Here is a 22,194-nt window from a genome sequence, read left to right as displayed (position 1 = left end):
GGTGAGAGCGTGGCTCACGCCCCCGGCAGATTCAGGATGCGCTTGGCGACGATGCCGAGCATCACCTCCGTGGTGCCGCCCTCGATCGAGTTGGCCTTGGTGCGCAGCCAGGCGCGCGGGCGGGCGCCCTGCCTGGAGCGCTCGCTTTCCCATTCCAGCGCATCGACGCCGCCCGCGGACATCAGGATCTCGTAGCGACGCTTGTTGAGCTCGGTGCCGTAATATTTCATCGCGGACGAAAACGCCGGATGCGCCTGCCCGGCCTTGGCGAGATCGACCGCACGCTCGGCGCAGGCCGCGAGCGCGGCCTCATCGACGTCGAAGCTGGCGATCTTGCCGCGGAGCATCGCATCGTCCAGCCGCCCCAGCGCGTCGGTGCCGACGGAATCGGCAGCGATCTGGCCGAGCGGACGGCCGACGCCGCGCTCGCCCATGCCCGAGATCATTGCCCGCTCGTGCTGGAGCAGATATTTCGCGACGTCCCAGCCGCGGTTGACGGTGCCGACCACGTGCGATTTCGGCACGCGGACGCCGTCGAAGAAGGTCTCGCAGAATGGCGAATAGCCGGAGATCAAGAGGATCGGCTTGGTCGTCACGCCCTTCGAGGTCATGTCGAACAGGATGAAGCTGATGCCGTCGTGCTTCTTCGCCGCGGGATCGGTGCGCACCAGGCAGAAGATCCAGTCGGCGTAATTGGCATAGGACGTCCAGATCTTCTGGCCGGTGATGACGAAGTCGTCGCCATCGCTTTCGGCCCGGGTCTGGAGCGAGGCGAGATCGGAGCCGGCATTCGGCTCCGAATAGCCCTGGCACCAGCGGATCTCGCCCGCGGCGATTTTTGGCAGATGCTCCTTCTTCTGCGCATCGTTGCCGTATTTCAGCAGCGCCGGTCCGAGCATCCAGATGCCGAAGCTCGACAGCGGCGGACGCGCGCCGATTCTTCCCATCTCGGCGCGCAGCACCTTGTGCTCGGCCGCGCTCAATCCGCCGCCGCCATATTCCTTCGGCCAATCAGGCACGGTCCAGCCCTTGTCGCGCATGCGCTCGAACCAGGTGCGCTGAGGCTCGGACGAGAATTTGGCGTTGCGCCCGCCCCAGAACACGTCGGCATCCGACGTCGCGGGCTTGCGCATCTCCGGCGGGCAGTTGGCTTCCAGCCAGGCGCGCATCTCGTTGCGGAATTGTTCGAGATCGGCGGTTTCAGTGTCGCTGGTTTTGGATTCAGACATTGGTCGTTTCCATCAATCAAAATCGACTTGTTGGGCGCGACTCTGAGCCATTGCCCCGTGGAATTCAACCACTTCCGCGAGCCCGCATTCGGCTATAGTCGGCGCCATGGCGAGCTTGAAAACAAAGAGGAAACGACAATGCGCCTGAAACTTCTTTCGCCTGGCGAAATGAACGAGAGCCAGCGCCAGACCTATGACGAGTCGATTGCCGGCAAGCGCGGCAAGCCGCCGGCGCCGATGATGGCCTGGCTCAATAGCCCCGACATGGCCCGTCACGCCACGCGGCTCGGCGAGGTGCTGCGCTACGACACGATATTCCCAGCAAAGCTTTCGGAGATCGCGATCCTGGTGACCGCGCGGCACTGGACCGCGCATTACGAATGGTACGCGCATAAGCGCCTCGCGCTTGCCGGCGGCATGGACCCGAAAATCATCGACGCGATCCGCGACCGCCGCACGCCTGAGTTCGACGATCCCAAGGGCAAGATGATTTACGATCTCGCCAAGTCGCTGCATGAGGGCCACGGCGTCGAGAAGGGCCTCTATGACGAAGCGGTGATGCTGCTCGGCGAGCGCGGCGTCGTCGAGGTGATCGGGCTCTGCGGCTATTACACGATGGTATCGATGACGCTGAACACGTTTGAGTTCGAGCTGCCCGACGGCGAGGTGCGGGAGCTGGCTTAGTTTCCCATCCTGATGCGCAATTGCGCATCAGGAAACGCTGGGTTTCGGAATGGGCAATAGCACTGTCCCGAGGCCCGCCCTAGGTGGAGTTCATCAACGGAGCAGCCACATGTCGCAAAGCCCAGCCGTCGCCGCCGGCACCCGGATCGGCCACGTTCACCTCAAGGTCGCCGATCTCGATCGCGCGCTCGGCTTTTATTGCGGCGTGCTCGGCTTCGAGCTGATGCAGAAGATGGGCTCGGGGGCGGCCTTCATCTCGGCCGGCGGCTATCATCACCACATCGGGCTCAACACCTGGGAAAGCAAGGGCGGCTCACCGCCGCCGCCTGATGCGACCGGGCTCTATCACACCGCGATCCTCTATCCGACGCGCGCGGCGCTGGCCGATGCGCTGCACCGCGTGCTCACGGCCGGCATTACGCTGGATGGCGCCAGCGATCACGGTGTCAGCGAGGCGCTGTATTTGCGCGATCCGGACCAGAATGGCGTGGAGCTGTATTGGGACAAGCCGCGGGAGCAATGGCCATTCGGGCCGGACGGCAAGCTGGCGATGTTCACCAAGCGGCTGGACGTGGAAGCGTTGTTGAAGCAGCGCGAGGCGTGAACTCCGCTCTTACCCCTCGTCATTGCGAGCACAGCGAAGCAATCCAGACTCTTTCCGTGGAGGCAGCCTGGATTGCTTCGTCGCAAGGGCTCCTCGCAATGACGGAGTTTGTGGAGGCGTTGTCGCGCCTTCGCACAGGTGCCGTAGGGTGGGCAAAGCGAAGCGTGCCCACGAACTCCTGTTGACTCATCGAGAAATCGTGGGCACGGCGCTGCGCGCCTTTGCCCACCTACGAAACCTTTTTCCCCCGCACCATGATCAGTGCTGCCGCGATCACCTCCAGCGCGATGCAGAGATAGAACGGCAGCGAATAGCCGCCGGACCAATCGCGCAAGGCCCCGACGACGCCGGGACCGAAGGCGTAGGTGACCTGGTTGATCGCGGTGTTGAGGCTGATCAGCACGCCGAACGAGGCGCTGTCGAACTCCTGCTGCACGATCAGCGAGGGCAGCGTGATGAGATTGCCGACAGAGAAGCCGAACACTGCGCAGGCCGCGATCAGCACATGGTCGTTGTGCAGATTGATGACCACCAGAAGCGCCGCGGCCTGGCTCAGGAACGACAGCGCCGAGGCGAGCCGCTGGTTGAGGCGGTCGATCACCAGCGAGAACAGCACGCGGCCGACCACAGCCATCGCGGTCAGCACCGCGACCGCAACCGCGGCGCGCTCGCGGCCGATCACGGGATCGAGGAACGAGATCAGATGCACGATGAAGCCGACCTGCGCGAACAGCACCAGCGCAAAGGCGATCGTCACCGTGAGGAAGCCGACATCGCGCAGCGCAGCTGTTCGGATCTCCGCCGATGATTGCGGCTTCGCCTTCGTCGCCACGTGCCAGCCGTGGTGATCCGGCGGCCGGCCGACGAGAAGCAGGATCACGGGCAGGAGCAGCACCAGCATGGCACCGGCAGCGGCGTACATCGCGCTGGCAAAGCCGACATGATCGATCAGCGTGACCAGCAGCGGGACGCCGACGATGCCGCCAAAGCTGGCGCCGTTGAGCGCCAGGCTGATCGCCATGCCGCGCTTGTGGTCGAACCACAGGCTGATCGTGTTGGTGATCATGGCGAGGCTGGTGCCGGCCCAGCCGAAGGCCAGCACGGCATTGGCGAGATAAAGCTGCCAAGGCTCGCGCACCGCGCCGATCGCGACCGCCGCGGCTGCCATCGCCAGCGTGCCCGCGATCAGGCAGAGCCGCGGACCATACTTGCGGACGGCTTCGCCGACGAAGACGACGAGCAGTGCGCCGAACAGATAGAAGAACGTGGTCCCTGCGGAGATCAGCCAGGCCGGCCAGCCCCGCGCGCGCTGGAGCTCGGCGACATAGACGCTCTGGCCGTAGAAGCCGAGCCCCCAGCCGAAGGTCGCAAGCAGGAAGCAGACCGCGACGATGCGCCAGCCTTCGTAGCGGAGGGAGGATTCGTCGATCGGAGCATGTTGAGGATTGTCGAGCATCGCCGCTTACTCCGTCATGCCCGGGCTTGTCCCGGCATCCACGTTCTTTCTTCAGCGTCCTAAGACGTGGATGGCCGGGACAAGCCCGGCCATGACGACATCTAACTAGCCCTCATCAGAAAATCACTTCGACAGCGATCGAAGCATCAACGTTGCTGACAGCCTCCTGCCAGTCAGATGGCGTCCGGGAACTCGCCCATCGCCGCCTCCAGCCGCGCCTTGCGGCGGCGGGCCCAGGAGACCAGCGAGAGCACGGCAAGGCCCAGCACCACCGGCGGGAACACCACCAGGTTCACCGCCGACCAGCCGTAATTGGCGAGCAACTGGCCCGAGGAGAACGAGCCGATCGCCATCATGCCGAACACCAGGAAATCGTTGAAGGCCTGAACCTTGTTGCGCTCCTGCGGCCGGTGCGTCTCCAGCACCAGCGCGGAGGCGCCGATGAAGGAGAAATTCCAGCCGATACCCAGCACGACTAGCGTGGCCCAGAAATGCATCGCCGTGAGGCCGGAGAGGCCGATGCCGGCGGCCCCGGCTTCCAGCAGCAGGCCGGCCGCCACGATCTTCGGCGCACCGAAGCGGGCGATCAGCGCGCCCGTGAAGAAGCTCGGCCCGTACATCGCGACGATGTGCCATTGAATGCCGAAATTGGAATCGGACACGCTGAGACCGCACATCTTCATGGCGAGCGGCGCCGAGGTCATCACCAGATTCATCATGGGATAGGAGATGATGCCGCACAGCGCCGCGGCGATGAAGCGCGGCTGCGTCACGATGGTGAGCAACGGCCGGCCGCCGTGGAGATCGGCCGGCGCGGGCTTCGGCATATCGACGCCGGCAATGATGCCCATGGCGACCAGCGCCACTGCGGCCTGGACCAGGAAGCTGAAGGCGAACAGATAGGGCTGCCAGACGTCCATGGTCCATTGCACGAGCTGCGGACCGAGCACGCCGGCGAACACGCCGCCCGCCATCACCCAGGACACCGCCTTGGGCCGGTAGGAAGCGCTGGCGCCGTCGGCGGCAGCGAAGCGATAGGACTGCGCCACGGAGCCGTAGAGGCCGCCGAGGAAGGTCGCGATGCAGAACAGCGCGAACGAGGCGTGCAGGATCGCGAACGAGCCGAGCACGCCGGTGAGGACACCGCAGCCGGTGCCGATGACGAAAGCCCAGCGGCGGCCGAACCGACGCGAGATCGCGCCGGTCGGCAGCGTGCCGGCGGCGAGCCCGACGACGTACATCGACAGCGGCACCGTCGCGAGCGACATGTCGGGCGCGAGCGTCGCGCCGACGATCGAGCCGGTGGCGAAAATCACCGCGGAGTTGGCGCCGGTCAGCGCCTGCGCCGCCGCAAGGCGCACCACATTGGCACGCGCGCGCGCGTCGTCGGCGATCTCATGGGCTGAAGTCACGTCAAGCATCGGCATTTCCGTCCCCAAGGGACTTAAGGGGCCCACGAGGGTTTGTTGATTCCCGGCACTATGGAGAGGTGCGGGAGGGCGGGCAACCGGCGCAAACGGGCGCGGGCCATGCCCCTGACGCAATCGGAGGGATGATAGCGGACCGCGCTCTTGACGGCTTGCGCTCGATCAAATCCTATCCGCCGCGATTTGAAGGAGTTTCGTTCATGACCGTCGACGACAGGCCCACGCTGAGCGCTCCCGACGACGATCCCTGGCTGTGGCTGGAGGAGATCGAGGGCACGCAAGCGCTCGATTTCGTCGAGCGGCAGAATGAACTGACGCTGCAAGCGTTCGGCGGGAAAGCCTTCGTGCACGACCGCGACATCCTAGCTGCGATCTACGACCGCCCGGACAACATTCCCTATGTCAGCCGGCGCGGCACCGATCTGCATAATCTCTGGAAGGATGCCACCAACCCGCGCGGCCTGTGGCGGCGGACCACACTGGCGGAGTTTCGCAAAGCGAGGCCCGCGTGGGAGACCCTGCTGGATATCGACAAGCTGGCAGCGAGCGAAGGCGAGGATTGGCTGCTCAGCGGGATTGCCACGATGCCGGGAAGCTCGCGCGCCATGCTGAGCCTGTCGCGCGGCGGCAGCGACGCCGTCACCTTGCGCGAGTTCGACCTCGCTACGAAGAGTTTTGTGGCGGATGGTTTTACGCTGCCGGAGGCCAAGGGCGGCGCGGACTGGATCGATGCTGACACGTTGCTGCTGTCGAGCGCCCATGGCGAGGGCATGGCGACCACGTCAGGCTACGCACGGACGGTTCGGCTGTGGCGGCGCGGCCAACCTGTCGGTCAGACCGAGGTCATCGCCGAGACCAAGGCCGATCACATGGTGATCTATGGCGGCACCGACGACACCGGCGCGGAGCCGCGGATCTGGATCGTCGACCAGATCGACTTCTTCAATCACGCCATCTGGCTGCGCGATGCAGCCGGCACGACGACGAAGCTCGATCTGCCGACCGGCATCTGGATGCAGGCCCATGGCGACTGGTTCGCGATGAAGCTGCGCAAGGACTGGCCCGTGCAGGGGCGGACCTACGTCACCGACACCGTGCTCGGCATCTCGCTGTCGGCGTTCCTTGGCGGCGGCCGCGATTTCACCGTCCTGTTCGAGCCGGCGCCGCGGCGCGCGCTGCAAGGCCTGTTCTGGGCCGCCGGCAAGCTCGTGCTGTCGATCCTCGACGAGCTCAGGCCGCGCTTTGAGGTCTGCACGCCATCCGCCGCGGGCTGGAGCCGCGAGACTCTTCCCGGCCTGCCTGAGATCGGCGTCGTCGACGTCTGGCCGCTCGATCGTCATCCTTCGGAGAGCAATGGCGATCTGCTCGCCAATGTGCAGGACCCGCTCACGCCGCCCTCGATGCTGCTGCTCGAACGCGGCGTCGCAAGCCCGGTCGTGCTGAAGCAGGCACCGAAGACGTTCACCGCCGACGGCCTGGTGGTGACGCAGCACGAGGCGGTCTCGATCGACGGCGAACGCATTCCCTATGTCCAGACCGGCCCCGCGAACGAGACCGGCGACGCGCCGGTCTATATGAGCGCCTATGGCGGCTTCGCTCTTGCGATGAAGCCGTATTACAATTCCTCGCTCGGCAAGCTCTGGCTGGAGCGCGGCGGCACCACGGTGCAGGCGAATTTGCGCGGCGGCGGCGAGTTCGGCACGCGCTGGCACGACGCCGGACGGCTCGCCGGCAAGAAGCTCTCGCATGACGACTTCGCCGCGGTCGCGGCCGATCTCGTGCGCCGCGGCGTGACGAGCGCAAAACGGATCGCGGCCCAGGGCGGATCGAACGGCGGCATCCTCATCACCAACATGCTGGTGCGCTACCCCGAGCGCTTCGGCGCGCTGTTCTGCACCATCCCGCTGATCGACATGCGCCGCTACACCAAGCTGCTGGCGGGCGCGAGCTGGATTGCCGAATATGGCGACCCCGACAAGCCCGATGAATGGGAATGGCTGAAGACCTACTCGGCCTATCACAACGTAAAGGCTGGCCAGACCTATCCGCCGATCCTGATCGCCACCACGCGGCGCGACGACCGCGTCCATCCCGGCCACGCACGCAAGATGGCGGCCAAGCTGCAGGCGATGGGCCATGAGGCCTGGTTCTACGAGCCGGCCGCCGGCGGTCACGGCTACGGCAAGGACAACAAGGAACGCGCCGGCTTCGAGGTGCTCGGCTTCCGGTTCTTGAAGGAGAAGATCGGGTGGCGGGATGAAGGGGCGTGACGGCCTCTTGATCCAACGCGAGCCCTGCACCTCTCCCGCTTGCGGGAGAGGTCGACGTGCGAAGCACGGCGGGTGAGGGTTCTCTCCCCTAGGGGAGTATCCCGTTGTGGAAACACCCTCTCCCCGACCCTCCCCCGCAGGCGGGGGAGGGAGCGCACCGCCATCGCGGCTTAGCGCGCAAACACCAGCGTCAGGTTGTTCGCGGGCATGTCGATCGTATCGACCAACCGAAGACCCGCAGCCTTCGCAAGTGTCTCGACGTCGCCGATATCGCGCACGCCCCAATCGGGATTGCCTTCGCGCAAGGAGGTGTCGAACACGGCGTTGCTGAGCGCGGTGTGCTTGCCGCCGCGCTTGAACGGGCCGTAGAGGAACAGCTTGCCGTCGGGGCGCAAATATCGGCCGGCGCCGGCGAACAGACCCTCGGCCACGGCCCACGGCGCGATGTGAATGACATTGGCGCAGAACACGGCTGCAAGACTCGTCGGCCCCTGCCCGCTTTTCATCTCCGGACACCAGTCGGGATCGGTGAGGTCGATCCGCAATGGGGAGCGGATGTTTGGCAGGCCCGCATGCACGCGCCAGGCCTCGATGCTCCTGAGGTGGCGTTGATTGAGGTCGCTCGGCCACCAGATCAGGCCGGGCGTGTGGCGGGCGAAATGGACCACGTGCTGGCCGGTTCCGCTGCCGAGCTCGACCACGTTGCCGGTCAGCCCAGCGAGATGCTTTTCCAGCGCCGCCCAGAGCGGCGCGTGATTGCGATGGAAGGCCGGTGCATCGAGCCGCCCGTCCGGCTCGACCCGTCCGCCGTCCCTGCCAAATTCGACGACATATTCAGCCAAATGAGGTCCCCTTGAAAAAACGAGAACACGATGAAAACAGGATGAGCGCCCAAACGCCCTGGAAACAGCCGGCCCGCGCCAAACGGCCCTTACTCATCGGGCCAAATCAGCCGAATAAATAGTCTCATGCGTTGCAATGCGGAAGATATTAACTCCATTTTGGCGCGTACATAGTCCTGATTGTCAGGCGATGCCCTTTGTGCTTTGGAACGCTCCTATTTCCGCGATCGCGACCATCGCCACAACGCCTCGGAATGACGCCTTGACCGCCTTGTTTCGGATACCCGTCCTGTTCCTGCTGCTGGCCATCGCCGCCGGCCTCGCCAGCCCGGCACGGGCGCAATCTGCCGTCGCCGACGGCCAAAAGCTCGCTTTCGACCGCGGCAAGGGCAATTGCCTGACCTGCCACGTCATCAAAGGCGGCGACCTGCCGGGAACGATCGGGCCGGAACTGAAGGATCTCAAGGCCAAATACCCCGATCGCAATGAGCTCACCGCGATCATCTTCGACGAGACCAAGCGCAATCCGCAGACCATGATGCCGCCGTTCGGCCGGAACCGGATTTTGACCGAACAGGAGATCAGCGCGATCGTTGATTTCCTGCAAACGCTGTAACGGCCGGCACGCCAGGAGACTCGAGATGACCACGACCACCGGCCCCCTTGCGACAAGGCGCCTGATCCTTCAGGGCGCGGCCTCGGTCGCGCTGATCGGCCTTGGCAATTTGCCGTTCGCAGCCAGCCCAGCGCGTGCGGCGGCCAACGACAAATATCCGGAAGATGCCTTCAAGCAGAAGAGCGAGGCCGACGCGATCAAGGCGCTCTATGGCAAGTCCGCCGAGCCCTCCGACAAGGTCAAGCTGGATGCGCCGGAGATTGCCGAGAACGGCGGCGTCGTGCCGGTTTCGGTGACGACGACGCTCGACAAGGTGACCTCGATCTCGTTCCTCGTGGCCGAGAACCCGTTCGCGCTCGCGGCGTCCTACAAGTTCGCCGACGGCACCATTCCGGGCGTCGCCAACCGGCTGAAGATGGCCAAGACCACCAAATTGGTCGCCATCGTCGAAGCCGACGGCAAGCTCTACAGCGCGACCAAGGAAGTGAAGGTCACCGTCGGCGGCTGCGGCGGTTAAGCGAGGAAGATCGACATGGCATCCAGCATTCGCGTCCGCGCCAACGCCAACGGCGACATCACCGAGGTGCAAGCGCTGATCCAGCACCCCATGGATACGGGCCTCGTCAAGGATTCCAAGGGCGAGCTGATCCCGGCGCATTTCATCCAGGAGCTGAAGTTCGAATGTAACGGCAAGGACGTCTTCGTCGCCAATTGGGGCACCGCGGTCTCCAAGGATCCCTACGTGAAGTTCAGCTTCAAGGGCGCCAAGAAGGGCGACGAGCTCAAGATCTCCTGGACCGACAACAAGGGTGCGTCGGATACCACCACGGCGAAGATCGCGTGATGAAGGCCCGCTTCTCCCTCCTGCTCGGCGCAGTGAGCGCCGCACTCGTCGCGTTCGCCCTCACCTCTCCGCACGTCGTCGCGGCCGACAAGGCCGATCCTGTTGCCGACGCCAAGGCATTCCAGAACTTCTTCTTCCAGAAGTTTCCGAACGTGAAGCACGAGGACTTCGTCAACGGTCCCTATTCCATGAATGACGACATGAAGCGGCAATGGCAGGAGAAGGAAGAATTCCCGCCTTATGAGTTCGCGCTCGATGCCGGCAAGGAGATGTTTGCGACCCCGTTCAAGAACGGCAAGACCTATGCCGACTGCTTCCCGAACGGCGGCATCGGGATCCGCCAGAACTATCCCTATTTCGACGAGAAGGAAGGCAAGGTCGTCACGCTGGAGCTCGCGCTCAACCGCTGCCGCGAGGCCAATGGCGAGGCGCCCTATTCCTACGTCAAGGACGAGATGGCCTCGCTCACCGCCTACATGGCGTTCACCTCGCGCGGCAAACCGATGGACATCAAGATTCCCGATGATCCGCGTGCACTCGCGGCGTTCGAAAACGGCAAGCGCTATTTCTACACCCGGCGCGGCCAGATGAACTTCTCCTGCGCCGGCTGTCATGTGCAGAGCCCGGGCGAGCGCATCCGCGCCGAAACCCTGGCGCCGGCGCTCGGTATCCTGAACGCGATGCCGATCTACCGCTCCGAATGGAGCGGCATGGGCACGACCAGCCGCCGCTTCGTCACCTGCAACAGCCAGACCCGCGCGGTTCCGCTGGAGCCGCAGGCGGACGAATATCGCGACGTCGAATATTTCCTGTCCTACGTTGCCAACGGCCTGCCGATATCAGGCCCGGGAGCGCGGCCATGAAGCGGACACTTCCTCTCGCCATGCTGCTCGCACTCGGCCTCGCGCCCACGGCGCGCGCGGCAAATGAAGCGGACTACAAGGCGGCCTACGCTGCCGCGGAAGCCGCGGCCAAGGAGGCGGCCAGCCTGCGTCATCAATGGACCACCACCGTCTCCACGCTGGCAACGGCGAAGAAGGCGGCGGATGGCGGCGATTTCGACCGCGCCACCGCCGCAGCCAAGGAGGCCGAGGCGTTGGCGAAGGCGTCGATCTTCCAGGCAACGTCTGAAAAAGAAGCCTGGAAGGCGATGGAAATCCGCTAGACTGTTTCTGGGTGGATCAGTTTTGCGATCATGAGAGGGCGCGGAGAATCTAGGATGGCTATCCGCCGCCGCGATTTCCTGAAGTCTGCAAGCCTTGCCGCCGCATCGCTGAGCCTGCCGCGGCTTGCGCGGGGCACTGACACCGCGAGCATTTACGACCTCGAGCGGTTCGGCAACGCGCGAATCCTGCACATCACCGACACCCATGCGCAGCTTAACCCGGTTTATTTCCGCGAGCCCAGCATCAACATCGGCATCGGCGAGATGGCAGGACGGCCGCCGCACCTGGTCGGCCGCGCCTTCCTCGAACACTTCGGGATCCGTTCCGACAGCGCCGATGCCTATGCCTTCACCTGCGTCGAGTTCGAGAAGTCCGCCGGACGCTTCGGCAAGCTCGGCGGGTTTGCCCATCTGAAGACGCTAGTCGACCGCTTGCGTGGCGATGTCGGCGAGAAACGTTCGCTGCTCCTCGACGGCGGCGATCTCTGGCAGGGCACCGGGCTTGCCCATGTCATGCAGGGCCGCGACATGGTCGAGGTCGCCAATCTGCTCGGCATCGAGGCGATGACCGGGCATTGGGAATTCACCTATGGCGAGCAGACGCTGCGCGACAATCTCGAGCGCTTCAAGGGCGAGTTCCTGGCGCAGAACGTTTTCCTGACCGAGGAAGCCGCGTTCAACGATGCACTCGCATTCGACAAGGCCACGGGACGCGTGTTCAAGCCCTCGATGATCAAGGAGATCGGCGGCCATCGGGTCGCGATCATCGGCCAGGCCTTCCCTTACGTGCCGATCGCGCATCCCAAGCGGTTCACGCCGAACTGGACCTTCGGTATCCGCGAGGAGGAATTGCAGAAGCATGTCGATGCCTTGCGCGGCACCGACAAGGTCGATGCGGTCATCCTGCTGTCGCACAACGGCATGGATGTCGACCTCAAGCTCGCAAGCCGCGTCACCGGCATCGACGTCATTCTCGGCGGGCATACCCATGACGCCGTGCCGCAGCCGATTCCCGTGAAGAACGCCGGCGGGACCACGCTGGTCACCAATGCGGGCTCCAACGGAAAATTCCTTGCCGTGCTCGATCTCGCGATCGACAAGGGCAAGGTCAGCGACGTTCATTATCATCTGCTACCTGTTTATTCCGAGCTGCTGAAACCCGACCCTGCTATGGCCGAGCTGATCGGCCGGCTGCGCGCGCCGCATGTGACCGACTGGTCGGCGAAGATCGCAACGCCCGACCGCCTGCTCTATCGCCGCGGCAATTTCTCCGGGCCCGTCGACGAGCTGATCTGCACCGCGCTCCGCACCGAGCTCAATGCCGAGATCGCGCTGTCGCCGGGCTTCCGCTGGGGCGTCACCGCGCTGTCGGGCCAGGCGCTGACCATGGAGGATCTGCTCGCGGAGACCGCGATCACCTATCCCGAGACCTATGTCCAGGAGATGTCGGGAGCCCAGATCAAGGACGTGCTGGAAGACATCTGCGACAACCTCTTCAACGCGGATCCCTATTACCAGCAGGGCGGCGACATGGTGCGCGCCGGCGGGCTCAGCTACACCTGCACGCCGACCGCCGCGATCGGCAGCCGCATTTCGGAGCTGAAGCTCAACAGCGGCAAGGCGCTCAACGCCAGCCATCGCTACAAGGTCGCGGGCTGGGCTTCGATCAACGGCCAGCAAGGCGCGCCGGTGTGGGACGTCGTCGGCAAATATCTGCGCTCGGGCCGGATGTTTGAGGAGCGGCTCGGCTCCGGCGTCACGCTGAAGGGCGTCGACGGCAATCCAGGCATTGCGGGGCAAGGATGACGCGGGCGCAGATCTTATCCGGGATGATGCTGGCGCTGCTCGCCTTCGCCGCGATCCTGCCGGCCTCGGCGCAACAGGTGCCGCTCCAGGACAAGCCGTTTGCCGAGCACAAGGTCGTCCTGCAGCTCTCCGACGGCGATGCCAGGAAGCAGGCGCTGGTGCTGAGCGTCGCCAACAACCTTTTGAAGGCTTATGATCCCGACAAGATCGCGATCGAAGTGGTGGCGTTCGGTCCCGGCATCGACTTGCTGCTGTCAGGCAGCGAGCGTCGCAAGCAGGTCGAAAGCCTGATCGCGCAAGGCGTGCGTTTCGACATCTGCCTCAACACGGTGGACACGATCGAGCGCGAGACGGGCAAGCGACCGGAGTTCATCCCGGCGGCGACGCCGGTGCAGGTCGGGGTCGGGCAGATTCTGTTCCTGACGGAGAACGGGTACACGCTGGTGCGGCCCTAGGGGTCGGGCGACGTGACACGCCGCCGCGACACGCTCGGTGTCATTCCCCGCGACCCGGCTACGCCAAGGCTTCGCCGAGGTTTTGGTCTTGGGCGCGCCGAAGCTTTAGCGTAGGCCGCAAGCGGGGAATCCAGTACGCCGAGGCCCCTCCGTATCCCTCCGCCGCCTCCGGAATACTGGATCGCCCGCTCCTGTGCGCAATTGCGCACTAGGCGGGCGATGACAGTGTGGGGGGAACGGCATGGGGCCAACCACCTCCCACACCCGCACCGCAATAAAAATCTTCCAAACCTTATCGCCAATGTAGTGAATTGCTTCTCTTTAGGACCGCTGCCGTAGTAGAATCCTCGAAACGAGTTCCACTGCCGGACTTCTTGCCATGATCTTCCGCCAGCTCTTCGACAGTGTTTCAGGCACCTACAGTTACGTCCTTGCCAGCCGCCCCGGCGGCGAGGCGCTGATCCTCGATCCCGTGCTGGAGAAGGTCGACCGCTACTGCCAATTGCTGCGCGAGCTCGACCTCAAGCTGGTCAAGGCGGTCGACACCCATCTGCATGCCGACCATGTCACCGGCCTCGGTGAGCTGCGCGACCGCACCCATTGCATGACCGTGATGGGCGACCAGACCAAGGCCGACGTGGTGGCGATGCGGGTCGCCGATGGCGACAAGGTGACGATCGAGGGCCTGTCGCTCGACGTGATGTACACGCCCGGCCACACCGACGATTCCTATTCTTATCTGATGGGCGATCGCGTCTTCACCGGCGACACGCTGCTGATCCGTGGCACCGGCCGCACCGATTTCCAGAACGGTTCATCGCGCGCACAGTATGAGTCGATCTTCAACCGGCTGTTGAAGTTGCCGGACGAGACGATGGTATTCCCCGCGCACGACTACAAGGGCGATACCGTCTCCACCATCGGCGAGGAGAAGCGCTACAATCCGCGGCTCCAGGTGCGCTCGGTCGACGAATATATCGAGCTGATGGCGAACCTGAAGCTGCCCAATCCGAAGATGATGGACGTGGCGGTGCCCGCCAACATGCATGTCGGCCTGCATCAGGAGGAGCTGGAGAAGGAGGGCCGCGCGCTCAGCGCGGCGGAGGCGATCCGCAGCCTCGGCCGGCCCGACATCCTGCTGGTCGATCTGCGCGAGAGCAGCGAGCGCCTCAAGCACGGCATGCTCGAAGGTGCGCTGCATACGCCCTATCCCTCAGTCGAGGAGAGCCTCAAGCCCGGCGGCATGCTGCGCGAGGTCGCCGCTGCGAGCGGCCGCCGCGTCGTGTTCTTCTGCGCCTTCGGCGAGCGCTCGGCGATGGCGGTGGCCGCCGCCAAGGAGGCCGGCCTCTCCAACACCGCCCATATCGCCGGCGGCATCGACGCCTGGAAGAAGGCGGGCGGGCCGGTGCTGCATTGACGGCCTCGTCGTCGTTCTTGAGATAGATCAGGAAGGGCCCATATATTCCGGCTAGGACGGATGCAGCATCACCATCCGGGAACACCAATGACCAAGACCGGCAAGCCGAGCGAACCGCCGAGAATTGCGGACAACAAGCCAGCGGAAGGTAAGGCGAAAAAGCCTCCGCCTCCGCTCGACGACGACGATTACGAGGACGGCGATATCGCGACGCCAAAACGCGACCGCTACGGCCTGGATGACGAGCCGTTGTGAGAGCGTAGCCTCAAACTCTCCTGTCGTCCCCGAGAACGCCGCAATGACGACGGGAGGTGCGCTGTCGCCCCGCTCGCACTACCTGCCATGCGCCTGCGTTCATGGACAAATAACCGCTCTCCCCGATAGTTTCCGCGCCTCCAGGGAGTGAAACGGAACTGCAATGGTCGACGTTCTCGCCGCACCGCAGCAAGGCAAGGCGGACAGCGCGCTGCGCACGCTGACGGGAATCTCGATCGCGCATTGGGTCAGCCATTTCCATCTGCTGGTGCTGCCGATGCTATTCCCGTTCCTCAAGGGCCAGCTCGGCGTCGGCTATATCGAGCTCGGCTTCGCGCTCACCGTGTTCGCGGTAGTGTCGGGATTGACCCAGGCGCCGACCGGCTATCTCGTCGACCACTTTGGCGCACGGCGAATTCTGCTGGCCGGGCTCATGCTCGGCGGCTTTGCGCTGATCCTGCTTGGCCTGCACCTCAGCTACGCCTCCCTGATCGCCTGCGCTGTGCTGCTGGGCCTCGCCAACAGTGTCTATCATCCCGCCGACTATGCGATCCTGGCCGAGCACATGGACGAGGCGCGGATGGGCCGCGCCTTCTCGATCCACACCTTTGCCGGTTTTCTTGGCGGAGCGGTGGCGCCGGCGATCGTGGCTGCGCTCGTCACCTTGTCCGGTGGCGCCGGCGCGCTGATCGCATCAGGTGCGATCGGCGTTGCGGTGGCGTTGCTGCTGCTCGTCATGAACATTCCCGACGCCGGCGCCAGCAAGAAGAAGCCGGGCGCGGAGAACGCGCCGAAGCAGGCTGTCATCACGCCGGCGCTGATCGTGCTGACGGCGCTGTTCATGCTGCTCAGCCTGTCGGTCGCCGGTATCAACAATTTCGGCGTCGTCGCGCTGATGAGCGGCTATGGGACGTCCTACTCGGCCGCCAACGTCATGCTGACGGCATTCCTTGGCGCCAGCGCCGCCGGCGTGCTGGCAGGCGGTTTCCTCGCCGATCACACCGAACGCCACGGCTATGTCGCCGCGGCCTGCTTTGCCGCGAACGCGGGAATCGTGCTGCTGATCGCGCTCGTGACGCTGCCGGGTTGGGCGCTGACCGCCGCGATGACGCTCGCAGGCTTCCTCTCCGGCGTGATCGCACCCTCGCGCGACATGCTGGTGCGCAACGCCGCGCCCGCAGGGGCAGCCGGCCGCGCCTTCGGCATCGTCTCAACCGGCTTCAATCTCGGCGGCATCGTCTCACCGCTGCTGTTCGGCTGGATCATGGACCAAAACGCGCCGCACTGGGTGTTCGGCGCGTCCGTGATCTTCATGGTCGCCACCGTGGTGCTGTCGCCGTTCACGGAGAGGAAGCGGGAAGCTTCCGCGAATTGAGCGGTCGGATCACGCGGTATGGGTCCCTGCGTTCGCAAGGGACGACAGCGGAGTGAGGCAAGCCCCCTTACGTCGGCGACACCGCGCCCTTCAGCGCAGCCGCCTGCGCGGCGGCACCACGTGTCAGCCTGGCCTTTTCCGTGTTCGGCCACAGCAGCAGCAGGCCGAGCAGGCCGGAGCCGACCATGATCGCGGCGTTGATGGTGAAGCCGGTCATGTAGCCATCGATCATGCTGCCGGCACGCTGAATCATCGCTCCCATCACGGCCGGCGCGATGATGCCGGCCAGCGTGTAGAGCGCACCGTAGATCGCGAGGATGGCGCCGCGCTGCGAGGTTGGCGTGAACTCGCCGAGCATGGGCGGGCAGACGACGTAGATCGCCCCGCACAGGCCCGAGCCGACCACGAGCAGCGCGATCTGCAGGCCCGCGCCGTTAGCATGCGGCATCGTCGCCAGGATCAGCCCACCGATCACCAGCGGCACCGAGCCGAGAACCCCGCGAGCCGCACGAGTGTTGTAGCCGCGCGCCATCATCACCTGCGAGATCCATCCCGTGAGAATGACGATGGTGGCGCCGAACACCCAGGGCAGGATGGAGACGAAGCCGGCCTGGCTCTGCGAGAATCCGAGCCCCTTGACGATGAACGGCGTGAACCAGGTCAGGCCGAGCGACAGCGCCCAATAGGCACCGAAGGTCGCGGCGACGCAGCCGATGAAGGTGCGCGAGGTGAGCAACTGCAAGTAAGGGATCTTCTGCTCGGTTCCGGCGAGGGCCTGCGTGTCCTCCAGCGGCCCTTCCTTGCCGAGCGCGAGCCAGGCACAGACCCAGATCAAGCCGACGACGCCAAGCGCGCCGAAGGCGTAGTGCCAGGAATGATTGACGATGATCCAGTTCAGCGCCGGCACCGCGAGGATGACGCCGAAAGCCGAGCCCTGTGACAGGATCGCGGTCGGCAGCGTGCGCTTCTCGTCGGGGAACCATTTGTAGATGGCGTGCGCGGCGACCGAGAAAGCCGGGCCTTCGCCGGCACCCAGCACGATGCGGCAGATCAGGAGCGTGGTGAAGGAGACGGTGCCGACCATCGGAAACTGCGCCAGCGCCCAGACCACCGCGAGCGCCAGCAGCACCCAGCGCGTCGGCACCTTGTTGACGATGAAGCCGACCACGATGGCCGTGATCGAGAACAGGAAGAAGAACGAGGAGCCGAGCAGGCCGAATTGCTCCGGGCTGAGCTTCAGCTCGGTCATGATCGGCACGCCAGCAAGACCCACGACGATCTTGTCGGCGAAGTTCACCAGCATGAAGAGAAACAGGAGAAAGGTGATGGTCCAGGCGCCCTTCGGCGTTGCTTTGGTCGTTCCGACCGTCTTGCCCGCCACCTCCGACGTTCCCTCGGCGCTCATGATTCTCCCCCGTCGATGTCTTTTGGCACTTTTTTGATTTGACCGTCTTGGGAGCTAACAACGGCTTCGAGACCAACGCAACCCGGCATTTCCCCGGCAGGTGTGCTACGCAGCAATTCCGTTAATTGCGTCCGGCGCCATTGATCGTGCTGAGCATCCGAAACCTTTCCAAGACCTTCTCCTCGGCCGGCGAACCGGTCCATGTGCTGCGCGGCGTCGATCTCGACCTCAGGGACGGCGAACGCATCGCGCTGACCGGCGAATCCGGCAGCGGCAAGAGCACGCTGCTGCATCTGATCGCAGGGCTCGATGCCGCCGATAGCGGCACGATTCGGCTGGCGGATATCGAGATCACCAAACTGTCCGATGCGGGGCGCGCCAGCCTGCGGCGCGACCGGATCGGCCTGGTTTTTCAGCAATTCAACCTGATCCCGAGCCTGTCGGTCGCGGACAATCTGGCTTTTCAGGCGCGGATCGCCGACCGTCACGATGCGGCCTGGACGAAAGAGCTGGTCGAGCGGCTCGGGCTCGGCGCTCTTCTGAAGCGCTATCCCGAGCAATTATCGGGAGGGCAGCAGCAACGCGTCGCGATCGGCCGTGCCCTGGCGACGAAGCCGTCGCTGCTTCTGGCGGACGAGCCGACCGGCAATCTGGACGAAACCACCGCCGAGAACGTGCTGGCGCTGACGCGCGATCTCGTCGCGCGCACCGGCTGCGGTTTCCTGATGGTGACGCACAGCCTGCATCTGGCCGCGACGCTCGACCGCCATGTGACCCTGCATGCAGGGCGAATCGCATGAGGCGCGCGCTGTGGGTCCTTGCCGTGCTGCTCAGCCATTGGCGGCGTCACAAGATGCAGTTCGCGACGCTGCTGGTCGGGCTGATCGCGGCGACCGCGCTGTGGAGCGGCGTGCAGGCCATCAACCAGCAGGCCCGCAACGCCTATGACCGCGCCGCGGCGACATTCGGCGGCGCCCGCACGGCGATGCTGGTTGCGCCTGCGAGCGCGACCTTTCCCCAGGAGTTGTTCGTAAAACTCCGCCGTGCCGGCTGGCCGGTGTCGCCGGCGCTGGAGGGCCGGGTCCAGATCAACGGGCGTTCGCTACGCCTGCTCGGGATCGAGCCGGTGACGCTGCCGGTCGACGTCGGCAACGCACCGCGCCTTGGTGCTGCGGATTTGAGCAGTTTCGTTGCGCCGCCGGGCCAGACATTGGTGGCGCGGGAGACGCTGAGCGATCTGCAGGAGCAGGAGGGCGCGGCGCCTCCGACCAGCGACGGCGCAACATTGCCGCCGCTGCGCGTGCTGCCGCAGCTCGTGCCCGACGTGCTCGTGGTCGATATCGGCGTGGCGCAGCGTCTGCTGAACAAGCCGGATCAGCTGTCGCGACTTCTGGTCGGCAAGCCGAAGAGCAAGCCTGCGCCACTGGCAAGCGTCGTCGGCGATCAATTGCAGCTGATCGAGCCGACTGCGGAGACGGAGCTGGAGCGCCTCACCGACAGCTTCCATCTCAACCTCACGGCGTTCGGTCTGTTGTCGTTCTTCGTCGGTCTCTTCATCGTCAATTCGGCCGTCGGCCTCGCCTTCGAGCAGCGGCTGCCGATGCTGCGGACGCTGCGCGCCTGCGGCGCCTCGGCCCGGCTGGTCAACACAGTTCTGGTGGTCGAGCTCGTGGCACTGGCCCTCGTCGCCGGACTGATCGGGCTCTCTTGCGGCTATTTCATCGCCGCCGCGCTCCTGCCCGACGTCGCGGCGTCACTGCGCGGACTCTATGGCGCACAAATTCCGGGGCAGCTCACCTTACGGCCTGAATGGTGGCTCGCCGGCATCGGCATCAGCATTGCCGGCGCGCTTGTTGCGGCGGCGACCAGCCTGATCAAGGCGATCAGGATGCCGGTGCTGGCGACGGCGCAGCCACGCGCCTGGCAGCAGCGGCAGCGCCGCTGGCTGATCCTGCAGAGCCTGGCCGCCTCCGCGGTGTTCGCGGTCGCACTCCTGCTGCTTCGCTATGGCGAATCGCTGATCGCGGGCTTTGGCCTGCTGGCGGCGCTGATGCTCGGTGCGGCGCTGATCCTGCCGGCGTTGCTCGAACTGATCCTGCTCGCAGGCCAACGTACCGCGCGAAGACCGCTCGCGCTGTGGTTCTGGGCGGACAGCCGGCAGCAGCTCTCCGGGCTGTCACTCGCGCTGATGGCGCTGCTGCTCGCCCTCGCCGTCAATGTCGGCGTGTCAACCATGGTGGAGACGTTCAGCCGCACCTTCATCGGCTGGCTGAACGGACGACTCGCAGCCGATGTCTACATCAGCACCTCCGACAATGCGCAGGCCCTCGCCATTCGAAACTGGCTGCGCGAGCGCAGCGACGTGCAGGCGATCCTGTCGGGTGGCCGCGCCGAGGCGCAGGTTCAAGGGCAGCCGGTGGAGCTGCTCGGTCTACCCGACCACACGCTCTATCGCGAGCGCTGGCCGTTGCTGGACGCCGCGCCGCGCGCCTGGACCCGGCTCGCGCCGGGTAATGCCGCCTTCATCAGCGAGCAGTTGAGCCGCCGTCTCAACGTAGGGATCGGCGACGTCGTCGCGGTGCCGGCGCCGGGCGGGACGTGGGAGCTCGACATCGTCGGCGTCTATGCCGATTACGGCAATCCCAAGGGCCAGCTCGCCGTGAACGTCGCGGCGCTGATGCGGCAGTTTCCGCAGACGCCGCAGACGCGGATCGGCCTGATCGTCGCCAAGGAGAATATCTCCGGCCTGATCGAGGCGTTGCAGAAGCGGTTTGCGCTCGGCGACCGCAGTGTCGCAGATCAGGCGACCGTGAAGGCGGAATCGATCCGCATCTTCAACCGCACCTTTGCGGTGACATCCGCGCTGAACGCGTTCACCCTCGGTGTCGCCGGAATCGCGCTGTTCACGAGCCTGCTGACGCTGGCAAATTCCCGTCTGCCGCAACTCGCACCGCTGTGGGCGATCGGCATCACGCGGCCCCGTCTTGCCGCGATCGAATTGACCAAGACGCTGTCGGTGGCGCTGTTCACGGCGCTGCTGGCCGTGCCGCTGGGGCTGCTGGTGGCGTGGTGCCTGATCGCGATCGTGAATGTGAAGGCGTTCGGCTGGCGGCTACCGTTCCACGTGTTTCCGCTGCAGCTGGTCGAGTTGGTCGCGGTGGCGCTGTTTGCGTCGCTGCTTGCAGCTCTGTTGCCAGTGGCAAGGCTGGCGCGGATGCAACCGGCAAATCTCGTCAAGGTATTTGCCAATGAGCGCTGATGGGATCTCTCGCCGCGCCTTCGCCGGCGGCATCGCTGCGCTGGCGATCGCGCGCCGCGCCGGTGCGCAAGGCTATGCCGGGCTCGGTGAGACGGCGGATGGCTTTGCGAAGGTCACGCCGGGAAAGCCGTTCGTCTTTCCGGCCGATCACGGGCCGCATCCAGAGTTTCGTATCGAGTGGTGGTATCTCACGGCAAACCTCGTCGACGGCAGCGGTGCGGCTTGCGGCCTGCAATGGACGCTGTTCCGACAGGCGGCGCAGCCGGGCCCGCAGGGCGAAGGCTGGGCCAATCAGCAGGTGTGGATGGCCCACGCCGCGGTGACACGCGCCGACACCCACCGCTTCAACGAAGTCTTTTCACGCGGTGGCATCGGGCAGGCCGGCGTCACCGCGACGGCGTTTGCGGCCTGGATCGACGACTGGGAGATGAAGGGTCTCGAGCGCACCGACGATCGCACTTTGGCGCCTCTCACGCTGAAGGCGGCCAGCACCGATTTCAGCTACGCACTGACGTTAGAGGCCGATCGCGCCGTGGTGCTGCAAGGCGATGGCGGCTACAGCCGCAAGTCGGAGCGTGGGCAGGCGTCCTATTATTACAGCCAGCCGTTCTACCGCGCCCGCGGCACCCTCACCATCGACGGCAAGCCGGTCGATGTCTCGGGTCAGGCCTGGATGGACCGCGAGTGGAGCAGCCAGCCGCTCGATGCCGATCAGACCGGCTGGGATTGGCTGTCGCTGCATCTTGCGTCCGGCGACAAGCTGATGCTGTACCGACTGCGGCAGAAGGACGGCAGGGATTATCCGTTCGGCAATTGGATCAGCGCTACCGGCGAGACGCAGATGATTGCGGGTGGCGATATCCAGATGATTCCGAAAGCGACGACGGAGGTTGCGGGACGCAAGCTGCCGGTGGAATGGCAGATTGCGATCCCATCACGTTCGTTCGCGATTGCTTGCAAGCCCCTCAATCCCAGGGCCTGGATGGGGACCGGCTTCTCCTATTGGGAAGGGCCGATCAGCTTTACCGGCACGCATGATGGCGTTGGCTATCTCGAGCTGACCGGGTATTGAAGCGCGACCTCCT

At 65.0% G+C, this 22,194-nt stretch carries 21 protein-coding genes; 16 read left to right on the top strand and 5 right to left on the bottom strand.

Annotation, left to right across the window (positions count from 1 at the left end; all coding sequences use genetic code 11):
* Window positions 1-14: 14 nt before the first annotated feature.
* Window positions 15-1,229 carry an acyl-CoA dehydrogenase family protein gene (locus tag IVA81_RS29595; RefSeq protein ID WP_247324515.1) on the bottom strand — a complete coding sequence of 405 codons (1,215 nt, stop codon included), beginning with the start codon at window positions 1,227-1,229 and terminating at the stop codon, window positions 15-17.
* A gap of 138 nt (window positions 1,230-1,367) precedes the next feature.
* Here IVA81_RS29595 and IVA81_RS29590 point away from each other — a divergent pair, with 138 nt between their 5' ends.
* Both IVA81_RS29590 and IVA81_RS29585 read left to right on the top strand, forming a co-directional pair.
* Window positions 1,368-1,913, top strand: a complete 546-nt coding sequence (locus IVA81_RS29590; RefSeq protein ID WP_247324514.1) for a carboxymuconolactone decarboxylase family protein — start codon at window positions 1,368-1,370, stop codon at window positions 1,911-1,913.
* 109 nt (window positions 1,914-2,022) lie between these two features.
* Window positions 2,023-2,517, top strand: coding sequence for a VOC family protein (locus IVA81_RS29585; protein ID WP_247324512.1), 495 nt, complete (start codon window positions 2,023-2,025; stop codon window positions 2,515-2,517).
* Window positions 2,518-2,746: 229 nt separating this feature from the next.
* On the opposite strand, the gene IVA81_RS29580 is transcribed toward IVA81_RS29585, so the two are convergent.
* A complete protein-coding gene (locus IVA81_RS29580) occupies window positions 2,747-3,973 on the bottom strand; it encodes an MFS transporter (protein WP_247324510.1) in 1,227 nt (408 codons plus the stop codon).
* 173 nt (window positions 3,974-4,146) lie between these two features.
* Window positions 4,147-5,394, bottom strand: a complete 1,248-nt coding sequence (locus tag IVA81_RS29575; RefSeq protein WP_247324508.1) for an MFS transporter — start codon at window positions 5,392-5,394, stop codon at window positions 4,147-4,149.
* Between the two features lie 206 nt (window positions 5,395-5,600).
* Between IVA81_RS29575 and IVA81_RS29570 the strand changes: the two genes are divergently transcribed.
* Entirely contained in the window at window positions 5,601-7,670 is a 2,070-nt protein-coding gene (locus tag IVA81_RS29570; protein ID WP_247324506.1) for a prolyl oligopeptidase family serine peptidase, read from the top strand.
* A gap of 170 nt (window positions 7,671-7,840) precedes the next feature.
* Here the strand turns inward: IVA81_RS29570 and IVA81_RS29565 are convergent, their stop codons facing one another.
* Window positions 7,841-8,512, bottom strand: a complete 672-nt coding sequence (locus IVA81_RS29565; RefSeq protein ID WP_247324504.1) for a DUF938 domain-containing protein — start codon at window positions 8,510-8,512, stop codon at window positions 7,841-7,843.
* 262 nt (window positions 8,513-8,774) lie between these two features.
* Here IVA81_RS29565 and soxX point away from each other — a divergent pair, with 262 nt between their 5' ends.
* The 10 genes from soxX (at window position 8,775) to IVA81_RS29515 (ending at window position 16,445) form a co-directional block, all read left to right on the top strand.
* Window positions 8,775-9,128, top strand: a complete 354-nt coding sequence (soxX, locus tag IVA81_RS29560) for a sulfur oxidation c-type cytochrome SoxX (protein ID WP_247324502.1) — start codon at window positions 8,775-8,777, stop codon at window positions 9,126-9,128.
* A gap of 25 nt (window positions 9,129-9,153) precedes the next feature.
* A complete protein-coding gene (gene soxY / locus IVA81_RS29555; protein ID WP_247324495.1) occupies window positions 9,154-9,645 on the top strand; it encodes a thiosulfate oxidation carrier protein SoxY in 492 nt (163 codons plus the stop codon).
* A 15-nt stretch (window positions 9,646-9,660) separates the two neighbouring features.
* A complete protein-coding gene (gene soxZ / locus IVA81_RS29550) occupies window positions 9,661-9,972 on the top strand; it encodes a thiosulfate oxidation carrier complex protein SoxZ (protein ID WP_247324490.1) in 312 nt (103 codons plus the stop codon).
* Entirely contained in the window at window positions 9,972-10,835 is an 864-nt protein-coding gene (soxA, locus tag IVA81_RS29545; protein ID WP_247324488.1) for a sulfur oxidation c-type cytochrome SoxA, read from the top strand. The genes soxZ and soxA overlap by 1 nt, the downstream gene beginning before the upstream one ends.
* On the top strand, window positions 10,832-11,137 hold the full coding sequence (locus tag IVA81_RS29540; protein ID WP_247324487.1) for a hypothetical protein: 306 nt from the start codon (window positions 10,832-10,834) through the stop codon (window positions 11,135-11,137). The genes soxA and IVA81_RS29540 overlap by 4 nt, the downstream gene beginning before the upstream one ends.
* A 54-nt stretch (window positions 11,138-11,191) precedes the next feature.
* A complete protein-coding gene (soxB, locus tag IVA81_RS29535) occupies window positions 11,192-12,943 on the top strand; it encodes a thiosulfohydrolase SoxB (RefSeq protein ID WP_247324486.1) in 1,752 nt (583 codons plus the stop codon).
* A complete protein-coding gene (locus IVA81_RS29530; protein WP_247324485.1) occupies window positions 12,940-13,398 on the top strand; it encodes a hypothetical protein in 459 nt (152 codons plus the stop codon). The genes soxB and IVA81_RS29530 overlap by 4 nt, the downstream gene beginning before the upstream one ends.
* Before the next feature lie 379 nt (window positions 13,399-13,777).
* Window positions 13,778-14,815, top strand: a complete 1,038-nt coding sequence (locus IVA81_RS29525) for an MBL fold metallo-hydrolase (RefSeq protein ID WP_247324484.1) — start codon at window positions 13,778-13,780, stop codon at window positions 14,813-14,815.
* 87 nt (window positions 14,816-14,902) lie between these two features.
* A complete protein-coding gene (locus IVA81_RS29520; RefSeq protein WP_247324483.1) occupies window positions 14,903-15,070 on the top strand; it encodes a hypothetical protein in 168 nt (55 codons plus the stop codon).
* A 163-nt stretch (window positions 15,071-15,233) separates the two neighbouring features.
* Window positions 15,234-16,445, top strand: a complete 1,212-nt coding sequence (locus IVA81_RS29515; RefSeq protein WP_247324482.1) for an MFS transporter — start codon at window positions 15,234-15,236, stop codon at window positions 16,443-16,445.
* A gap of 67 nt (window positions 16,446-16,512) precedes the next feature.
* Here the strand turns inward: IVA81_RS29515 and IVA81_RS29510 are convergent, their stop codons facing one another.
* Window positions 16,513-17,850 (bottom strand): MFS transporter, encoded by a 1,338-nt coding sequence (locus tag IVA81_RS29510; protein WP_247324481.1) that lies wholly within the window; start codon window positions 17,848-17,850, stop codon window positions 16,513-16,515.
* A gap of 146 nt (window positions 17,851-17,996) precedes the next feature.
* On the opposite strand from IVA81_RS29510, the gene IVA81_RS29505 reads away from it, so the two are divergent.
* From IVA81_RS29505 to IVA81_RS29495, 3 genes are read left to right on the top strand one after another with little or no spacing between them, the layout of a single operon-like run.
* Window positions 17,997-18,650, top strand: coding sequence for an ABC transporter ATP-binding protein (locus tag IVA81_RS29505; RefSeq protein ID WP_247324480.1), 654 nt, complete (start codon window positions 17,997-17,999; stop codon window positions 18,648-18,650).
* Window positions 18,647-21,109, top strand: coding sequence for an ABC transporter permease (locus tag IVA81_RS29500; RefSeq protein ID WP_247324479.1), 2,463 nt, complete (start codon window positions 18,647-18,649; stop codon window positions 21,107-21,109). The genes IVA81_RS29505 and IVA81_RS29500 overlap by 4 nt, the downstream gene beginning before the upstream one ends.
* Window positions 21,099-22,181 (top strand): lipocalin-like domain-containing protein, encoded by a 1,083-nt coding sequence (locus tag IVA81_RS29495; RefSeq protein WP_247324478.1) that lies wholly within the window; start codon window positions 21,099-21,101, stop codon window positions 22,179-22,181. The genes IVA81_RS29500 and IVA81_RS29495 overlap by 11 nt, the downstream gene beginning before the upstream one ends.
* Window positions 22,182-22,194: the final 13 nt, after the last annotated feature.

The organism is Bradyrhizobium sp. 141 (assembly GCF_023074055.1).
Taxonomy (GTDB): domain Bacteria; phylum Pseudomonadota; class Alphaproteobacteria; order Rhizobiales; family Xanthobacteraceae; genus Bradyrhizobium.
This window is presented reverse-complemented; position numbering and strand designations above follow the sequence as displayed.

What these genes read in the sequence shown, in the direction of transcription:
- IVA81_RS29595 (WP_247324515.1), bottom strand. Translation starts at nt 1,229, where the DNA reads ATGTCTGAATCCAAAACCAGCGACACTGAAACCGCCGATCTCGAACAA.
- IVA81_RS29590 (WP_247324514.1), top strand. Translation starts at nt 1,368, where the DNA reads ATGCGCCTGAAACTTCTTTCGCCTGGCGAAATGAACGAGAGCCAGCGC.
- IVA81_RS29585 (WP_247324512.1), top strand. Translation starts at nt 2,023, where the DNA reads ATGTCGCAAAGCCCAGCCGTCGCCGCCGGCACCCGGATCGGCCACGTT.
- IVA81_RS29580 (WP_247324510.1), bottom strand. Translation starts at nt 3,973, where the DNA reads ATGCTCGACAATCCTCAACATGCTCCGATCGACGAATCCTCCCTCCGC.
- IVA81_RS29575 (WP_247324508.1), bottom strand. Translation starts at nt 5,394, where the DNA reads ATGCTTGACGTGACTTCAGCCCATGAGATCGCCGACGACGCGCGCGCG.
- IVA81_RS29570 (WP_247324506.1), top strand. Translation starts at nt 5,601, where the DNA reads ATGACCGTCGACGACAGGCCCACGCTGAGCGCTCCCGACGACGATCCC.
- soxY (WP_247324495.1), top strand. Translation starts at nt 9,154, where the DNA reads ATGACCACGACCACCGGCCCCCTTGCGACAAGGCGCCTGATCCTTCAG.
- soxZ (WP_247324490.1), top strand. Translation starts at nt 9,661, where the DNA reads ATGGCATCCAGCATTCGCGTCCGCGCCAACGCCAACGGCGACATCACC.
- soxA (WP_247324488.1), top strand. Translation starts at nt 9,972, where the DNA reads ATGAAGGCCCGCTTCTCCCTCCTGCTCGGCGCAGTGAGCGCCGCACTC.
- IVA81_RS29540 (WP_247324487.1), top strand. Translation starts at nt 10,832, where the DNA reads ATGAAGCGGACACTTCCTCTCGCCATGCTGCTCGCACTCGGCCTCGCG.
- soxB (WP_247324486.1), top strand. Translation starts at nt 11,192, where the DNA reads ATGGCTATCCGCCGCCGCGATTTCCTGAAGTCTGCAAGCCTTGCCGCC.
- IVA81_RS29530 (WP_247324485.1), top strand. Translation starts at nt 12,940, where the DNA reads ATGACGCGGGCGCAGATCTTATCCGGGATGATGCTGGCGCTGCTCGCC.
- IVA81_RS29525 (WP_247324484.1), top strand. Translation starts at nt 13,778, where the DNA reads ATGATCTTCCGCCAGCTCTTCGACAGTGTTTCAGGCACCTACAGTTAC.
- IVA81_RS29520 (WP_247324483.1), top strand. Translation starts at nt 14,903, where the DNA reads ATGACCAAGACCGGCAAGCCGAGCGAACCGCCGAGAATTGCGGACAAC.
- IVA81_RS29515 (WP_247324482.1), top strand. Translation starts at nt 15,234, where the DNA reads ATGGTCGACGTTCTCGCCGCACCGCAGCAAGGCAAGGCGGACAGCGCG.
- IVA81_RS29510 (WP_247324481.1), bottom strand. Translation starts at nt 17,850, where the DNA reads ATGAGCGCCGAGGGAACGTCGGAGGTGGCGGGCAAGACGGTCGGAACG.
- IVA81_RS29500 (WP_247324479.1), top strand. Translation starts at nt 18,647, where the DNA reads ATGAGGCGCGCGCTGTGGGTCCTTGCCGTGCTGCTCAGCCATTGGCGG.
- IVA81_RS29495 (WP_247324478.1), top strand. Translation starts at nt 21,099, where the DNA reads ATGAGCGCTGATGGGATCTCTCGCCGCGCCTTCGCCGGCGGCATCGCT.